Below are 16,887 nucleotides of genomic sequence, written 5' to 3' on the forward strand. Positions count from 1 at the left end.
CGGATTTTTTTTGGTTGATTGATGAATGATTTTCTTAAGATCTTATAATTTTTACATTCATTTCTTCTACCTTTTTATCAGATAAAATAGAAGGAGCATTAAATAATAAATCTTCAGAAGTTCCTGTTTTAGGGAAAGCCATTACCTCTCTAATAGAAGCTTTTTTCTCTAAAATCATCATTAACCTGTCTACACCCCAAGCAATTCCTCCATGAGGTGGCGCTCCATATTGAAAGGCTTTGTACATGGTTCCAACACTTTTTATCATTTCTTCTTTATTGTAACCCATATTTTTATAAGTTGCTTCTAAAATTTCTGACTTGTGTGCACGAACAGATCCACCACCAATTTCATATCCATTTAAGATTAAATCGTATTGTTGAGCGATAATAGTTCCAATTTCATCATCATTGCCAGTCATGTGCTTTTCTAAGTCATAAATGGCTGGCATAGAGAATGGATTATGTGTAAATGTCCATCTTCCTTCATCTGTTTTTTCAAACATTGGGAAATCTACCACCCAAGCAGGTCTTAATTCCTTTGGATTTATCAACTTTAAAATACGTCCCATTTCTTGACGAACAGCATCTAATGCTTTATTTGCAGTTGCATAATCTGCTGCAGAAAAGAATACAATATCTCCAACTTGCGCATTTGTTGCTTTGATTATATTAGCAGCAATTTCTTCCCCTAAAAATTTAATTATAGGCGATTGTAAATCGTTTTCATTTACAATAATGTATGCCAAACCACCCAAGCCATGTTGTTGTGCAATAGCTGTTAAGTTTTCAATCTGACCTTTAGACATCCGTTTGTTACCCTGTTCTGCAGCAGAAACTTTGATACATTTTACAATTCCGCCTTCGTCAATAGGTTTACTAAATACCTGAAAAGTTGTGTCCTTTACAATGTTTGTAATGTCTTGCATTTGTAATCCAAAACGTAAATCTGGTCTATCACAACCATACTTATCCATCGCTTCTTTGTAAGTAATGGTTGTAAAAGGATGTAAAATCCATTTTTTACCATAGATTTTTTTTACTATTTCATTAAACATTTTTGTGTTTAAATCGATAATCTGTTGCATACTTGCATATGCCATTTCTATATCTAACTGCGTAAATTCTGGTTGACGGTCTCCACGTGAATCTTCATCTCTAAAACATCGCGCAATTTGGAAGTATTTTTCAAAACCACCAACCATCAACATTTGTTTAAATTGTTGTGGTGCTTGAGGTAAGGTATAAAAAGAACCAGCTTGTTTTCTTGTTGGTACAATAAATTCTCTTGCGCCTTCATCTGTTCCAGCCGTTAAAATCGGCGTTTCAATTTCTAAGAATTCTTCTTCGTCTAAAATATCACGCATTAGCTTGATTACTTTATGACGGTTTACAATTGCTTTGCGAACATCATCATTTCTATGGTCTAAAAACTTGTATTGAAAACGCGTTGTTTCATTCGTTTTCATGGCTCTTTTTATTTCAAAAGGTAAGGTTTTAGAAAGGTTTAATATTTCTAATTCAGCCGTTTCTAATTCTATTTTACCTGTTCTTAAACCTGCATTATAATCATCTTCATTTCTTTGAACAACAATTCCTTTAACCGTAATTACGGTTTCTGGCTTTAGTTTTACGAGTTCATCTAAATTCGGAAAGGTTTCTCTACTTAATCGTACTTGAAAAATTTGGTAGCTCGAGTCGCGTAAATCAATAAACATTAATTCTCCATGATCTCTTACACTTGCAACCCAACCCGCTAGTCTAACTTCTTCTGTTATAGAATTGTCTGTTAAATCTGATATTTTATGGGTTCTGTAATTGTCCTTGATTATTATAGGGATTTCGGCTAATTCTTCTTGGTTTTTGGTTTTTGGTTGATGGTTTTTAGTTGTAGATTCTATATTTCCAACTTCAGACTTCAAACTTCCTCTTTTTTCAACAGAAATCTGAGAAAGTATCTCCTCACGAATTACTTTTCCTGAAGCTCCTTTACCAATAATTTTGATGACTTTACCAACTAAAATACCAGCTTTTCCTTGGTTTCCTGCTTTAATATCGTTGGCAATTGCTTTATTTTCTGCAATTACTTGTATCACTGCAAGTTTTATTTTCTCTTCAGAAATCGTGTTTTCATCAAAGTATTTGTTGTAATCAAAAGTTCTATCTTTTAAATAACGAATAATAGCATTTTGTACTAAAACAGCGGTGATTTTTTCTTCCTTAAATAATTGAAAAATCTCAATTAAATGATTTACATCATGAATGTCTTTGTATTCGTCTGCACCAATATTATTTACCAATGTTTTCGCTACAAAAGATGGATCTTTAATCACATTATTCATCGCAATAAAAGTTTCTGAACGTAAAGAATCCGCAGTAAAAAACTTGGCATCTTGAGGTAAAACGCCTCCTTTAATCAAAATAGATTCTACAGCAAAAGGTAAAGAACTTACATCAACATCAATAGATTCTACTACGTTTTTGATGTTTACAAACGGTAAATCTGGCTCTGAAATGAATCTATAATCCGCTTCAAATTCCTTTTTACGCATTGTTTTGGTTTGCTTTAAATCGGCATCAAACAATACTGTAGTTTGGTCTGGTCTAAAATCTTTATGCGCTATATAATAGTTCAATTGCTTTTCAACTTCTTCTTTTAAAGCTTCAATCATAAACTTAAACGAGTTCAAGTTTTTGATTTCTGTACGCGGATTTAAATTGTAACTATGTTTTTTACGAAGCGAAACAGAAACATCAGATTTAAATTCACCTTTCTCTAAATTCGCTTCAGATATTTTTAAATTCTGAACGATTCTCTGAATGTATTGTGCGTAGGTTGATGCATCTTCAATATGACGAATACATGGTTCTGTAACAATTTCAATTAAAGGGACTCCAGCTTTGTTAAAATCGACCAAAGAAATCTTCTTTTCGTGCATCAATTTTGCTGCATCTTCCTCAATATGAACTTGCGTTAAATTCACTGTAAATTGAGAGCCATCATTTCTAAAACAAGAAACCTGTCCATCAGGAATTACAGGATTATGAAACTGTGTAATTTGTATATTTTTTGGATTATCAGGATATTCATAATGCTTTCTATCCCAAGAAATCACTTCATTTTCAAAAGTAGATTTTACCGCTTTTCCAAAATAAATTGCTTTGTTTATGGCTTCTTTATTTATGGATGGTAAAACCCCCATTTGTCCTGTACAAACTGAGCATATATTTGTATTCGGTTGCGTAGTTTCTTGGTTTGCACAAGAACAAAATAACTTGGTATTTGTGTTTAAGCGAACATGCGTTTCTAAACCAATTACTAACTCTAAATCGTGCTTTTTTAACAGCTCATTTAATTGTTCTAACTCCATTATATCAATTCTTTTAAGAAGTTCGCAAATTGTAATACTAATGCATCATTTTTCTTGGCTGCCGTAATTTGAATTCCGGTTGCTGTACCTTGTGGCGCAGTTAATGTAGGTAGTTGCCCTAAACTAAATCCAACAGTATAAGCATCAGACAAATACATGGCTAGAGGATCTTTTAAACTATCTCCAATTTTTGGAGGTGTATTTGGGGTTACTGGTGATAAAATGATATCAACCTCATTAAAATCTTTCTCGAAATTCTCAGCTATCTGATCTCTTAAATTCAATCCTTTTAAATAAATTTCATCAGAGAAACCTTGAGATAACACTTGATTTCCACCAACAATTCTACGTTTGGTTTCTTCAGAGAAATTTTCTGAACGTGTAATAGCATAAGTGTCTTTTAAATTATCACCCTCAATTCTGTTACCGTAATTTGTGCCATCTAATCTGGATAAATTTGATGCAGTTTCTGCCATTGCTAAAGTATAATAGGTAGAAACTAAAGTGTCTGATTCAAAGAAATCTAATTCTTTTACTGCAATACCTTTTGCTTTTATTTTATTAATGGTTGCTAAAAAATCTGATTTTATTTCTGGACTAATTGCATCACTTTCAATAAAGTTTTTGAAGTAACCTACTGATTTTATATTTTTAATATTTGAAGTAGTTTCTTCTGGTATTGGTTCAGATTGATAGGTAGTTTGATCTTTAACATCTTTCCCACTCATCACATTTAAAACGATTCTAATATCTTCTATTGATTTTGCAAGTGGTCCAACACAATCTGTTGAAGATGCATATGCCATTAAACCAAAACGAGAAATTCTTCCATACGTTGGTTTTAATCCATAAACATTATTGTATCCTGCAGGTTGACGAATAGAACCTCCTGTATCTCCACCAATTGAAAATATAGTGTAATCTTTGGCAACGTTCACAGCAGAACCACCACTTGAACCTCCACCAACTAAATCTTGATTTACAGCATTTTTTACTGCGCCAAAAATGGTGTTTTCTGATGAAGAACCGTGTCCAAAACTATCGCAGTTTTCTTTTGCTAAAGGGATTGCACCAGCATCTAGTAATTTTTGGATTGCGGTTGCTGTATAAGGTGATTTGTATTTTTTTAGTAAATCAGAACTTGCTGTAGTATAAGTGCCTTGCACCATGTACACGTCTTTTATTCCAAACGGAATTCCTTCTAGCAAACCAATTTCTTCTCCATTTTTGATTTTTGCATCAACTTTAGCAGCAGCTTCTAAAGCCAGATTTTCTAAAAGTGAATTAACCGTATTGTGTGTATTTTCTTTTAATAAATCCAACTTATTTTGCACCAATTCCACACAGGAAATTTCCTGGTTTTTTAATTGATGATGGATTTCTCTAATTTTACTCATAAATATTTTTTTTGAGTTCTTAAGCGCTAACAACTATAAACCAATAACTCTTTTATTCTTCTATCACCTTAGCAACTACTAAATAACCATCCTTTTGCTTTGGGAAGTTTTCAATGATGATATCCTTTTCTATTTGAGAACTCTCTACAACAACATCCTCTCTTAAATCATCTAAAGACAATATATTATTAGCGTTATTGCTTAAATTACTTGTTGAAGTGTTTGCTTTTTTAATTGCATCAAAAAGTTTACTTACTGTCTCAGATGCTTTTGCTCCTTTAATACTCGACAGAATGTCGACAGTCATCATTTTACTCATTTCTAATATTTTTTAGCTTCTGAAACAAGTTCAGAATAACAAAAAAGCCTTCCAATTCTGGAAGGCTTTATATGGTATTAAACAATAACCTTCCAACCCTAGAAAATAGGATTATTGAAATTATTATTGTTATTGTTGCTCATAATTTAATTTAGTTGTCGACAAATATATATAGAATTGTTTTGTCTACAAGTTTTTATTTATTTTATTTAATCTTCTGATTTAGCTTTATGCTAAAAAAAACACACCAATAATTTAACATAAATTATTGGCGCATTCATTAATTCAGTAAATTCAAATCAAACACATTGTTTGGAGCTACAAATTAACGAGATTTAATTGTTTTTATAAACCTTTAATTTAATATCTGTTAATAATTTATATTTTTTTATAAAATATGGTTATAAATTAATACTTTTATAACGATGAGTATTGATTCTATTTAAAAAATTAAATTCATGATAAAAAATTTGACAATAAATTTGTTCAACTAAAAAACCCTTTCTACATTTGTATCAATAATGAAAAATAATACGAATATTATATGGTGGTGGAACTCTCTTAGCTAATTAAGTGAGAAAACACCTATATATATAAATAGTATAAAAAAAGGCTTATCTCACGATAAGCCTTTTTTTATAATGCTGAATTTACTTCAGCACTTTGTATTAAGAAATAAGAAATACTGAAATAAATTCAGCATAAATGAAAAAAATACAATTTAAAACAATATCTAAAACAAAAATTGCAGACACCATAACACCTGTAGGTTTGTATTTGCGTTTTAGAGACAAATTTGCAAATACACTTTTATTAGAAAGTTCAGATTATCATAGTAAAGAAGAAAGTTTCTCTTTTATTGCTATAGAGCCTGTGGTTTCTATAAAAGCAGAAAATCATCATTTAGTTTTTTCTCACAAAGAACAGGAATTAGCAACTGAAAAAATTGGAAGAAATTTCAATACTATTTTCGAAAAATACACGCAAAATATCGAATTAGACTGTCCTGCAGAATTAAAATCATTCAATGGTTTGTATGGTTATACTACGTATGATTCTGTGCAGTATTTCGAAAATATTGCTTTAAATGTAACAGATGCTCCATCTGCAATTCCTTTAATGCAATACAGTTTTTATAGATTCATTATTGCCATCAATCATTTTAATGATGAAATGACATTGATAGAAAATGTAGAAGAAGGTACAGCATCTCGTATTAAAGAAATTCAAACGATTATAGATGCGCAAACATTCAATACCCAAAGTTTTAATATTGTTGGCGATGAAACCTCAAATTTAAAGGGCGAAGAATTTATAGAGTATGTAAAAAAAGCAAAATCGCACTGTAAAAGAGGAGACGTTTTTCAATTGGTGTTGTCACGCCAGTTTCAACAAAAGTTTAAAGGCGATGAGTTTAATGTTTATAGAGCTTTACGTTCTATAAATCCATCACCTTATTTATTTTATTTCGATTATGGTTCTTTTAAATTGATGGGATCTTCACCAGAAGCACAAATTAAAATTTCTGCTGGTAGAGCAACCATCAATCCAATTGCTGGTACTTTTAGAAGAACTGGAGATATGGCTAAAGACATTCAGTTGGGTAAAAAATTATCCGCAGATAAAAAAGAAACCGCAGAGCATGTTATGTTGGTAGATTTGGCGAGAAACGATTTAAGCAAACATGCAAACAATGTAGAGGTAGAGGTGTTTAAAGAAGTACAGTATTTTAGTCATGTAATTCATTTAGTATCTACAGTTTCTGGTCAGTTAAAAGGAAATCCAATAGAAATTGTGGGCGATACTTTTCCAGCAGGAACTTTGAGTGGCGCACCAAAATACAAAGCAATGCAGTTAATCGACAAATATGAGAATCAATCTCGTGGATTTTATGGTGGTGCAGTAGGTATAATTGGGTTAGATGGCTCTGTAAATTTAGCCATTGCCATTCGTAGTTTTGTAAGTAAAAACAATGTTTTGTATTATCAAGCAGGAGCAGGAATCGTAATTCATTCAGACGAAGAAAAAGAATTACAAGAAGTAAATAATAAATTAGCAGCGTTAAAAAAAGCGTTGATTTTAGCAGAGGATATTTAAAAAAATGCTTTAAGCCATTAGCGGTTAGCCTTTTGCTAAAAGCTAAATGCCAAAAGCCAAAAGCTTTTTAAAATGAAAATATTAATTTTAGACAATTACGATTCGTTTACCTACAATTTGGTACACATGGTAGAAAAAATTACGGGAAATTTTCCTGCAGTTTTTAGAAACGATGAAATCAGTATCACTGATGTAGCAAAATACGACATCATCATGTTATCTCCAGGACCTGGAATTCCTGATGAAGCAGGAATCTTAAAAGAAGTGATTAAAACTTATGCAGGTATCAAACCTATTTTTGGAGTTTGTTTAGGTTTACAAGCAATTACCGAGGTTTTTGGTGGAAAAATCATCAATTTAGACGATGTTTTTCATGGAGTTGCTACAGAAATGAGGGTCACAGACCCTACAGCAATGATTTTTAAAGATGTTTCAGAAACTTTTATGGCGGCACGTTATCATTCCTGGGCTGCAACAGATGAGGGTTTTCCAGAAGAATTAAAAGTAACAGCAAGAGATGAAGACGGTTTAATACAAGCAATTGAGCATCAGGTTTACCCAATTTCTGCGGTTCAATTTCATCCAGAATCTATTTTAACAGATGTGGGTGAGCAGTTGGTTAGAAATTTTATCAACGCTTGTAAAAATTAGAAAATTATTTGTCATTCCCTTGAAAAAGGGAATCCATAAAATTATGAAGTAAAATAGATTCCCAATCAAGTTGGGAATGACAAGAAGAAATGAAACAGATACTAAACAAACTATACAACCACGAAAGACTATCAAAACCTGAAGCAACACAAGTCTTAAAAGATATTGCTGCTTCAAAATACAATGATGCTCACTTAGCATCATTTATGACGGTTTTTATGATGCGTCCAATTACCGTTGATGAACTTTCTGGTTTTAGAAATGCGTTGAAAGAATTGTCTATAAAAGTAGATTTCTCTGACTTTAATACCATTGATATTGTGGGAACTGGAGGAGATGGAAAAGATACATTCAACATCTCAACCTTAACATCTTTTATCGTTGCTGGTACAGGTCAAAAAGTGGCAAAACATGGTAATTATTCTGTGTCTTCGCAATCGGGTTCATCTGATATGTTAGAAAGTTTTGGGTATCAATTCACAAATGATGAAAATACTTTAAAAGAGCATTTAGAAAAAGCGAATATTTGTTTTTTACACGCGCCGAAATTTCACCCTGCAATGAAAGCAGTTGGTCCCACAAGAAAAGCGTTGGCATTAAAAACATTTTTTAATATGTTAGGGCCACTGGTAAATCCAAGTTCGCCTAAAAACCATATGTTAGGGACTTTTAATTTAGAAATTGCACGTTTGTACAATTATATTTTACAAGAAGAAAAAGACATCAATTACGGAATTATACATGCGCTAGATGGTTATGATGAAATCTCTTTAACAAGCGGATTCAAACTATTTACCAAACAAGGAGAGCAAATTATAAATCCAGAAGATTTAGGGCAGCAAAGAATAGCGCAATCAGAAATATTTGGAGGAAATAATGTGGCAGATGCAGCAAAAATTTTTAAGTCTATTTTAGAAGGAAAAGGGACAGAAGCACAAAATAATGTGGTACTAACAAACGCTGCTTTTGCATTAACTATTGTTGATGAAAATAAGTCTTTCGAAGATGCTTTTGAAGAAGCAAAAGATTCTTTGTTTGGTTTAAAAGCAAAAGAATGTTTACAAAAATTAGTAAATTAAAAAGTAATGTCAGTTCGAGTGAATTTTGAGGAACGAAAAATTTTTATCGAGAACAATTGAGACTACTCGATACAATTTTCTCCTAGCGTCGAAAATCACTCGAAGTGACAAAATTATATATAATGGCAAAAAAGAAAAACAACTTAATTTTAATTATTCCTGCATTTCTGTTGATGGGAACTGCTATCGGAATTCAAACTAAAAATCTTTTTAAACAAATGATTATTGGTTTAATAGTTGGAATTATTGTTTACTTTTTTTTGAGATATAGAAATAAAAAATTAAATAAATAGAAAGTTCTCGATATAATTTTCTCAAAAAAGAGAAAATCACTCGAACTGACATCCTTACTGTCACATCGAGTGAATTTTGAAGCATGAAAAATTTGTATCGAGATGATTTTTAAAAATAAATATGACAATTTTAGATAAAATAATCGCATTTAAAAAGAAGGAAGTTGCAAAGATAAAAGCAGAAATTCCTGTAAAGAAATTGGTGGAAAGTCCAAGTTTTGGAAGAACAACTTTTTCATTAAAAAAATCGTTGTTAGAAGTTGGTTCAACAGGAATTATTGCAGAATATAAGCGTCAATCTCCATCAAAAGGAATTATTAATGACAAAGCAACCATTTCAGAAGTTACCAATGGTTATTTAGATGCCAATGTAGCTGCACAGTCTATTTTAACAGATACTTCTTTTTTTGGAGGAACCATGGCAGATTTAATGGAGGCGAGAGTCATCAATCAACAAAAACCAATCTTAAGAAAAGATTTTATTGTGGATGGTTTTCAAATTGTGGAGGCTAAAGCCATTGGTGCAGATGTAATTTTATTAATCGCTTCTTGCTTAACATCTGAAGAATTAAAAAACTATGGAAATCTTGCTACAGATTTAGGGATGGAAGTTTTGTATGAAGTGCATACTCAAGAGGATTTAGATAAAATTAACGATTTAGACAATAAAATTATAGGTATCAATAACCGAAATTTAAAAACTTTTGAAGTTGATTTAGAGCATTCTATAAAGCTAGCAGGTCAAATACCAGATACATGTTTAAAAGTTTCAGAAAGTGGAATTTCTGATCCTAAAATAATTATTGGATTAAAAGAATTTGGTTTTCAAGGTTTTTTGATTGGAGAAAATTTTATGAAAACAGACAATCCTGGGGAAGCCTGTCAAGATTTTATCAATCAAATACGCTAAAAAGTGTAAGTGTGGAACTGTTTAATTGTGTAAAAGACATTTTCTAGAGATTGATTAAGAATATTTACACGATTAAACAAATAAACGATTAAACCGTAAAAAGAATGAAACTCAAAGTTTGTGGAATGAAATTCAAAGAAAATATGCAGCAAGTTGCTGAATTACAACCTGATTATTTGGGGTTTATTTTCTATGAAAAATCGAAGAGAAATTTTGAAGGAATCATTCCAGAATTGCCAAAAGAAATTAAAAAAACAGGTGTTTTTGTCAATGAATATCTAGAGATTGTTATTTCTTTGGTAGAAGAATATAGGTTAGATGCGATTCAGTTACATGGAGATGAATCTGTGGAGTATATTCGACTTCTAAAGGAGAATTTACAACAAGCTGAACTCGATTCAGCTTCTTATTATGTGGAATCCAAAAAAAATAGAGGTTCCAAAAGAAAGAGCCTGAATCAAGTTCAGGTTATCAAAGTTTTTGGTATAAAAGATGAATTTAATTTTGATCTATTACAGCCTTATTTAGAAGTAGTAGATTACTTTTTATTTGATACCAAGGGAAAAGAAAGAGGAGGAAATGGCGTAAAGTTTGATTGGACTGTTCTAGAAAAATATCCTTATAAAAAACCTTTCTTTTTAAGTGGTGGAATAGGTGCAGATGATGTAGAACAAATCCAAATAGTAAGAAAAACCAATTTACCCATTTACGCGTTAGATGTAAATAGTAAATTTGAAAGTAAACCTGGAGTTAAGAAAATAGAAGCGTTAGAAAAGTTTAAAAAGAACGTCATTACGAACGAAGTGAAGTAATCTTCTTATTTATAAAGAGATTGCTTCGTAAACTCGCAATGACAACATAATTTAAAATATGAAATCAAAATTTCACCCAGATAAAAACGGATATTTTGGACAATTTGGAGGAGCATTTATCCCTGAATTGTTGTATCCAAATGTAAAAGAATTAGAAGATAATTACATTCAAATTATTGAATCTGAAGAGTTTCAAACAGAATACAAATCTTTATTAAAAGATTATGTTGGGCGCCCAACACCATTGTATTTAGCAAAACGTTTGTCTGAAAAATACGGTGCTCACATTTACTTAAAACGAGAAGACTTAAACCATACAGGAGCACATAAAGTAAACAATACTGTTGGTCAAATTCTAATAGCAAAAAAGCTAGGAAAAACTAAAATTATTGCAGAAACAGGAGCAGGTCAACATGGAGTTGCAACCGCTACAGTTTGTGCCTTAATGGGCTTAGACTGTACAGTATTTATGGGAGAAAAAGACATTGAACGTCAAGCACCCAATGTTGCAAGGATGAAAATGTTGGGAGCTAAAGTGGTTTCAGCGACATCTGGTTCTAAAACCTTAAAAGATGCCACGAATGAGGCTATAAGATACTGGATTCAAAACCCAGAAACTTTTTATTTAATTGGTTCTGTGGTTGGTCCACATCCACACCCAGATATGGTAGCGCGTTTACAAGCTATTATTTCTGAAGAAATGAAATGGCAATTAAAAGAAAAAACAGGTAAAGAAAACCCAGATACAATCGTTGCTTGTGTTGGTGGAGGTTCTAATGCTGCAGGTGCTTTTTATCATTATTTTGATGATGAAGACGTAGAATTGATTGCAGTAGAGGCTGCAGGTTTAGGTGTAAATTCAGGTGAAAGCGCAGCCACATCACAATTAGGTGAAGTTGGTATAATCCATGGTTCTAAAACCATTTTAATGCAAGATGATTATGGGCAAATTGTTGAGCCATATTCTATTTCTGCAGGTTTAGATTATCCTGGAGTTGGTCCTTTGCACGCCTATTTGTATGAAAGTAAAAGAGCTAAATTTATGAACGCAACTGATAAAGAAGCGTTAACCGCAGCTTACGAATTAACCAAAATAGAAGGTATTATTCCTGCTTTGGAAACCGCTCATGCTTTGGCAGTTTTACCAAAAATGGATTTGAAAAAAGACCAAGTTGTGGTAATCAATTTATCGGGTAGAGGAGATAAAGATTTAGAAACGTATATTAAATATTTAGAAGATTAATTTTTAAAAATTGTCACCTTGAGCGCAGTCGAAAGGTTTTGGCAATTTTAAAATTAGTTCTCGACTGCGCTCGAACAGACAAAAATTATGAACTCAATTCAACAATTATTTCAACAAAAAGATAAAAATCTTTTATCTATATATTTTACTTGTGGATTCCCTAAATTAGATGATACTACCAAAGTAATTCAACAATTAGAAAAAATTAATGTAGACTTTATAGAGGTGGGTTTGCCATATTCAGACCCTTTAGCAGATGGCCCTACAATACAAGATAGTAGTCAAAAAGCATTACAAAATGGTATTAATTTAGATATTGTTTTTGATCAGTTAATGACAATCAAAAGCACCAATAAAACACCTTTGGTTTTAATGGGGTATTTAAATCAGATGCTAAAATATGGTGAAGATAAATTTTGTCAAAAAGTAGTAGATTGTGGAATTGATACCTTAATCATTCCAGATTTACCAATGGTAGAGTTTGAAAATCATTATCAACAATTATTTGATAAATATGGTTTGACAAACGTGTTTTTAATCACTCCAAATACAGAAGAAGAGCGAATTAAAAAAATAGACAGTTATACAAAAGCATTTATTTATGTAGTTGCATCATCATCAATTACTGGTGCAAAAGGAGAAATTTCTGATCAGCAAATAGCCTATTTTGAGAGAATAAAAAATATGAATTTAAAAAGTAAATTGATTGTTGGTTTTGGTATTTCAGATAAAACTACATTTAATACAGCCTGTAATTATGCAAATGGAGCCATTATTGGTTCTGCATTTATTAAATATTTAGATGCTAATGGAGTTGCTAAAATTGATGATTTTATACAACCAATTATAAGTTAAGAAAACCTTAAAATATTCTTAAAGCTTTTTAGTTTGCAGATTCACAAATGAATATAGTTTAAATTAGTTGTCTTAAAAACTAACCAAGATGACAAAAAAGACTATTTTTATCTGTTTCCTTCTATGTAATTTTTCTTTCATTGTTGCACAAAACTCATTAATTAGAATGCCTAGTTTGAGTCCTGATGCTAAAGAATTAGCCTTCTCTTATCAAGGAGACATTTGGGTGTATAATTTAAATACAAATTTATCGAAAAGACTCACAGTTCATGAAGCTTATGAGGCAAATCCTGTGTGGAATTCTAAAGGAACACACTTGGCATTTTCATCGAATAGAAAAGGTGCAAATAATGTATTTACGATTCCTAAAACAGGAGGAATCCCAAAGCAAGTAACCTATTATCCAACAGGAGATACACCTTATGGTTGGACCAAAGAAAACAATATTTTATTCACAACAAATAGAGTTTTGAAAGGGCCACAATGGGATGCACAAACCTATCATATTAATGCAGATGGAGGAACTCCAGAAAGAACCATAACAGCCCTTGGTTCTATGGCTACTGCATCACCTAATGGTAACTTTATTGCCTATGCAAAAGGTGCTTGTAGAATTTCTAGAGAAGATTATACAGGTTCTGCTCAAAGAGATATTTGGTTGTTCAACAAAAAAACCAACCAATATATTCAGATAACAGATACACCAAAAAACGATCATTCTCCAGTTTGGGATGCGCAAGGAAACCTCTATTATATTGGTGCAGAAAGTGGAAGATATAATATTTATCAACAAACTATTAGTGATAATGGAACTAAAAATGGAGCATCAAAAAAGCTAACCAATCAAACAAAAAACGGAGTAGTTTCTTTTTCTGTGAGTAATAACGGAACTATTGTATATTCTACTTTATTTGATGTGTATTTGTTAAAAAGCGGAAGTGCAAAAAAACTAAGTATAAATGTTGCAACAGATTATCGTTTTGAGCTAGAAAAAACAGCAACTACTACAAGTGGCATTTCCACTTTTGATGTTTCGCCTAATGGAAAATTAGCGGCTATGGAAATTGAAGGTGACATTTTTGTGAAAGAAAATGACAAAGAAAAAAAGTATACCAATAATGTTAGTAATCATCCTTTTAGAGATCGTAATCCACAGTTTATAAATGATAAAGAAGTATTGTTTATTTCAGATAGAGAGGGTCATAATGAAATTTATGTATCAAGCTCAACAGATACTTTAGTGGGTTTAGAAAGAAGTTTAAAAATTAAAACTAAGAAATTAACAAATAGTAAAGAAGATGTTTACAACCTATTGGTTTCTCCAGATCATAAAAAAGTTTCATATCAAGTTGGTCGTGGAAATTTAATGGTTGCTGATTATAAAAACGGAAAAATTACCAATATTGTTCCTTTTTCTGAAGGGTGGAATGCTCCTTCTGGTGTAAGTTGGAGTCCAGATAGCCAATACTTGGCATATTCCCAACAAGATTTAGATTTTGATAGTGAGATTTTTATTCAGTCTGTAGAGAATCCAAAAGAGAAATTTAATGTTTCTATGCATCCAAGATCTGATAACTCTCCTTCTTGGAGCTCTGATGGTAAAATGCTTTCTTTTGCATCTAATAGAAGTGGGAATAGAGGAGGAATAGATTATGATATTTGGATGGTTTGGTTACAAAAAGAAGATTGGGAAAGAACAAGAACAGATCGTCAAGATGGCGATTATTACCAGCCAAAACCAGCAAAAAAATCAAAAAAAGAAAAAACCGTAAACGTTAGTATTGATAAAGATAAAATTTATGATCGTTTGGTAAGAATTACAAGTTTACCAGATGATGAATTTGGAGGAATATTTAGTCCCGATAACAAATCTATTTATTACTCTGCAACAAATCCGGCTACAAATAGTAGAAGTTTTTATAAAGTAAAACTAGATGGAGGTGCTCCTAAAGAAATAAAAGGAACTTCTAGAATTGGAGGTTTTTCTGAAGTCAATGGAAAGTTTTATTTTACTTCCAGAGGAAAATTAAGTGAGTTAAATCCAAAAACAGACAAAGTGACTTCTTTTCCTCATTCTGCCAAATATACTTCAGATTTTAAAGCGATGAATGCACAAATGTTTGAGGAAGGTACACGAGTGTTAACCATGGGCTTTTATGATCCTAATTTTCACGGATATGATTGGAAGAATTTAGTGAAAAAGTACAAACCATTAGCATTAGCGGCTAGTACTGCTCAAGATTATGCTTTTGTGTTCAATCAGTTACTTGGTCAATTAAATGCTAGCCATATGGGGTATAGAGGAAGTACGCCTGAAGAAACGAATAATGATAATATTGGACTTTTAGGTTTAGAAGTAAAAAATACATCGAAAGGAGCTGAAGTACTTTATGTGTTAGAGAATTCTGTGGCAGATAAATCTAAAGTTGGCATTCAAAAAGGTGATATCATTGCAAAAGTGAATCAAATTAAGGTAGATAAGAATACAAATTTTTATAGTTTATTGAAAAACACAAGAGGTGATGAAGTATTGTTAACCCTGTCTAATGGCGATGAAGTTGTTGCCAGAACATCAGGTAGTTTACGGTCTTTACAATATCAAGCTTGGGTAGAATCTAGAAAGAAATTAGTCGATAAATTTTCTAATGGTAAATTAGGATATATTCATATTCAAGGGATGAATGCCCCAAGTTTTGAGCGTTTCGAGCGTGAATTAAAAGCAAGTGGTTATGGAAAAGAAGGGATTGTAATTGATGTAAGATATAATGGTGGTGGTTGGACAACAGATCGTTTAATGGCGGTTTTAAACGTGTATCAACATGCCTACACAGTACCAAGAGGGGCTGCTAAAAGCCTACAAAAAGAGCATAAAAAATTTGCAAAACATTATCCGTTTAATGAGCGCGCAATTTTATCGGTAAATACAAAACCAACAGTAGCTGTGTGTAATGAAAATAGTTATTCGAATGCAGAAATATTTTCACACGCTTATAAAAATTTAGGTTTAGGAAAATTAGTAGGGCAACCAACTTTTGGAGCAGTAATTTCTACAGGAGGTTATGGTTTAACGAATGGTTATGTAAGAATGCCTTTTAGAGCTTGGTATGTGGCAAAATCAGGAAAGAACATGGAAAATGATGCGCCTGCTGTACCAGATTATTTAGTGAAAAATGCTCCAGGTTGGGGAGATAGAGGAGAAGATGATCAATTAAAAAAAGCAGTTGAGGTTTTGTTAAAAGATATTAAGTAGAGATACAATATATTGCCATTCTTTTTATATTAGTCATATTAAATCAAAAATAAAAACCTATAAAGTTTAAAAAGCTATTAAGAAAAATAAGATTTCTTAATAGCTTTTTTAAATTTAATGGTACTAAACCAAAAAGTGTGTAAGTAAAGTTATTCTGAAATTTTTCTAGAGCAATATTTCAATTGCTCAATGAGGAAAAATTTCGGAAATAACTTTACGATAAAATAATCATTAAATTTATAAACACACTTTTATTTATGAAACCAGAAGATTTATTAAACGACAAAGACTTTTTAAAACAATTTAAAACAGGTTCAGAACTGACCAGTTTTATAGAACAGCTTCACAAACGAGGAGTTGAAAAAATATTAGAAGGTGAGTTAGATGCTCATTTAGATTATGATAGGCATCAAAAAAGTAACAACCCTAACTCACGTAATGGTTATGGAACTAAGACTATCAAAACCAATTTAGGAGAAACACAAATCCAAGTTCCAAGAGATCGAGACGCTTCTTTTAATCCAATGCTTATTAAGAAACGAGAAAGTACAGCAGATGGCGTTGAGAATTTGATTATTTCTTTGTACGCCAAAGGAATGAGTACCACAGAC

13 protein-coding genes are annotated in these 16,887 nt (G+C 31.8%); 10 read left to right on the plus strand and 3 right to left on the minus strand.

Annotated elements, in window-relative coordinates:
* Positions 1 to 34 precede the first annotated feature (34 nt).
* From gatB/aspS to ACTG3V_RS09825, 3 genes are read right to left on the minus strand one after another with little or no spacing between them, the layout of a single operon-like run.
* Complete coding sequence (gatB/aspS, locus tag ACTG3V_RS09815) at positions 35 to 3,370, minus strand: bifunctional amidotransferase subunit GatB/aspartate--tRNA ligase AspS (protein ID WP_439131989.1); 3,336 nt, start codon at positions 3,368 to 3,370, stop codon at positions 35 to 37.
* Positions 3,370 to 4,767 carry an amidase family protein gene (locus ACTG3V_RS09820; RefSeq protein ID WP_439131990.1) on the minus strand — a complete coding sequence of 466 codons (1,398 nt, stop codon included), beginning with the start codon at positions 4,765 to 4,767 and terminating at the stop codon, positions 3,370 to 3,372. Before ACTG3V_RS09820 ends, gatB/aspS begins: the two co-directional genes overlap by 1 nt.
* A 52-nt stretch (positions 4,768 to 4,819) precedes the next feature.
* Complete coding sequence (locus ACTG3V_RS09825) at positions 4,820 to 5,074, minus strand: Asp-tRNA(Asn)/Glu-tRNA(Gln) amidotransferase subunit GatC (protein ID WP_439131991.1); 255 nt, start codon at positions 5,072 to 5,074, stop codon at positions 4,820 to 4,822.
* A 717-nt stretch (positions 5,075 to 5,791) separates the two neighbouring features.
* On the opposite strand from ACTG3V_RS09825, the gene ACTG3V_RS09830 reads away from it, so the two are divergent.
* The 10 genes from ACTG3V_RS09830 to ACTG3V_RS09875 all read left to right on the plus strand — a co-directional run.
* Positions 5,792 to 7,183, plus strand: coding sequence for an anthranilate synthase component I family protein (locus ACTG3V_RS09830; protein WP_439131992.1), 1,392 nt, complete (start codon positions 5,792 to 5,794; stop codon positions 7,181 to 7,183).
* 72 nt (positions 7,184 to 7,255) lie between these two features.
* Positions 7,256 to 7,834, plus strand: a complete 579-nt coding sequence (locus ACTG3V_RS09835; RefSeq protein WP_439131993.1) for an anthranilate synthase component II — start codon at positions 7,256 to 7,258, stop codon at positions 7,832 to 7,834.
* A gap of 89 nt (positions 7,835 to 7,923) precedes the next feature.
* On the plus strand, positions 7,924 to 8,913 hold the full coding sequence (gene trpD, locus ACTG3V_RS09840; RefSeq protein ID WP_439131994.1) for an anthranilate phosphoribosyltransferase: 990 nt from the start codon (positions 7,924 to 7,926) through the stop codon (positions 8,911 to 8,913).
* Positions 8,914 to 9,035: 122 nt separating this feature from the next.
* Complete coding sequence (locus tag ACTG3V_RS09845) at positions 9,036 to 9,206, plus strand: hypothetical protein (RefSeq protein WP_439131995.1); 171 nt, start codon at positions 9,036 to 9,038, stop codon at positions 9,204 to 9,206.
* 121 nt (positions 9,207 to 9,327) lie between these two features.
* Positions 9,328 to 10,116 carry an indole-3-glycerol phosphate synthase TrpC gene (trpC, locus tag ACTG3V_RS09850; protein ID WP_439131996.1) on the plus strand — a complete coding sequence of 263 codons (789 nt, stop codon included), beginning with the start codon at positions 9,328 to 9,330 and terminating at the stop codon, positions 10,114 to 10,116.
* A 104-nt stretch (positions 10,117 to 10,220) separates the two neighbouring features.
* Entirely contained in the window at positions 10,221 to 10,928 is a 708-nt protein-coding gene (locus tag ACTG3V_RS09855; protein ID WP_439131997.1) for a phosphoribosylanthranilate isomerase, read from the plus strand.
* Positions 10,929 to 10,986: 58 nt separating this feature from the next.
* Complete coding sequence (gene trpB, locus ACTG3V_RS09860; RefSeq protein WP_439131998.1) at positions 10,987 to 12,171, plus strand: tryptophan synthase subunit beta; 1,185 nt, start codon at positions 10,987 to 10,989, stop codon at positions 12,169 to 12,171.
* Between the two features lie 87 nt (positions 12,172 to 12,258).
* Positions 12,259 to 13,026 carry a tryptophan synthase subunit alpha gene (trpA, locus tag ACTG3V_RS09865; protein WP_439131999.1) on the plus strand — a complete coding sequence of 256 codons (768 nt, stop codon included), beginning with the start codon at positions 12,259 to 12,261 and terminating at the stop codon, positions 13,024 to 13,026.
* 88 nt (positions 13,027 to 13,114) lie between these two features.
* Positions 13,115 to 16,276: a S41 family peptidase gene (locus tag ACTG3V_RS09870; RefSeq protein ID WP_439132000.1), complete on the plus strand. Its 3,162-nt coding sequence runs from the start codon at positions 13,115 to 13,117 to the stop codon at positions 16,274 to 16,276.
* Positions 16,277 to 16,533: 257 nt separating this feature from the next.
* Positions 16,534 to 16,887: transposase (locus tag ACTG3V_RS09875; protein ID WP_439132001.1), on the plus strand; the 354-nt coding region annotated here is incomplete at its 3' end.

Source organism: Polaribacter sp., assembly GCF_965660385.1.
In the GTDB taxonomy this organism is placed as follows: Bacteria; Bacteroidota; Bacteroidia; order Flavobacteriales; family Flavobacteriaceae; genus Polaribacter.

Bases quoted from the DNA above. Each gene is read 5' to 3' on its own strand.
- ACTG3V_RS09835 (WP_439131993.1), top strand. From the start codon at position 7,256: ATGAAAATATTAATTTTAGACAATTACGATTCGTTTACCTACAATTTG.
- trpD (WP_439131994.1), top strand. From the start codon at position 7,924: ATGAAACAGATACTAAACAAACTATACAACCACGAAAGACTATCAAAA.
- trpA (WP_439131999.1), top strand. From the start codon at position 12,259: ATGAACTCAATTCAACAATTATTTCAACAAAAAGATAAAAATCTTTTA.
- ACTG3V_RS09820 (WP_439131990.1), bottom strand. From the start codon at position 4,767: ATGAGTAAAATTAGAGAAATCCATCATCAATTAAAAAACCAGGAAATT.
- ACTG3V_RS09870 (WP_439132000.1), top strand. From the start codon at position 13,115: ATGACAAAAAAGACTATTTTTATCTGTTTCCTTCTATGTAATTTTTCT.
- ACTG3V_RS09830 (WP_439131992.1), top strand. From the start codon at position 5,792: ATGAAAAAAATACAATTTAAAACAATATCTAAAACAAAAATTGCAGAC.
- ACTG3V_RS09845 (WP_439131995.1), top strand. From the start codon at position 9,036: ATGGCAAAAAAGAAAAACAACTTAATTTTAATTATTCCTGCATTTCTG.
- gatB/aspS (WP_439131989.1), bottom strand. From the start codon at position 3,370: ATGGAGTTAGAACAATTAAATGAGCTGTTAAAAAAGCACGATTTAGAG.
- ACTG3V_RS09825 (WP_439131991.1), bottom strand. From the start codon at position 5,074: ATGACTGTCGACATTCTGTCGAGTATTAAAGGAGCAAAAGCATCTGAG.
- trpB (WP_439131998.1), top strand. From the start codon at position 10,987: ATGAAATCAAAATTTCACCCAGATAAAAACGGATATTTTGGACAATTT.
- trpC (WP_439131996.1), top strand. From the start codon at position 9,328: ATGACAATTTTAGATAAAATAATCGCATTTAAAAAGAAGGAAGTTGCA.
- ACTG3V_RS09855 (WP_439131997.1), top strand. From the start codon at position 10,221: ATGAAACTCAAAGTTTGTGGAATGAAATTCAAAGAAAATATGCAGCAA.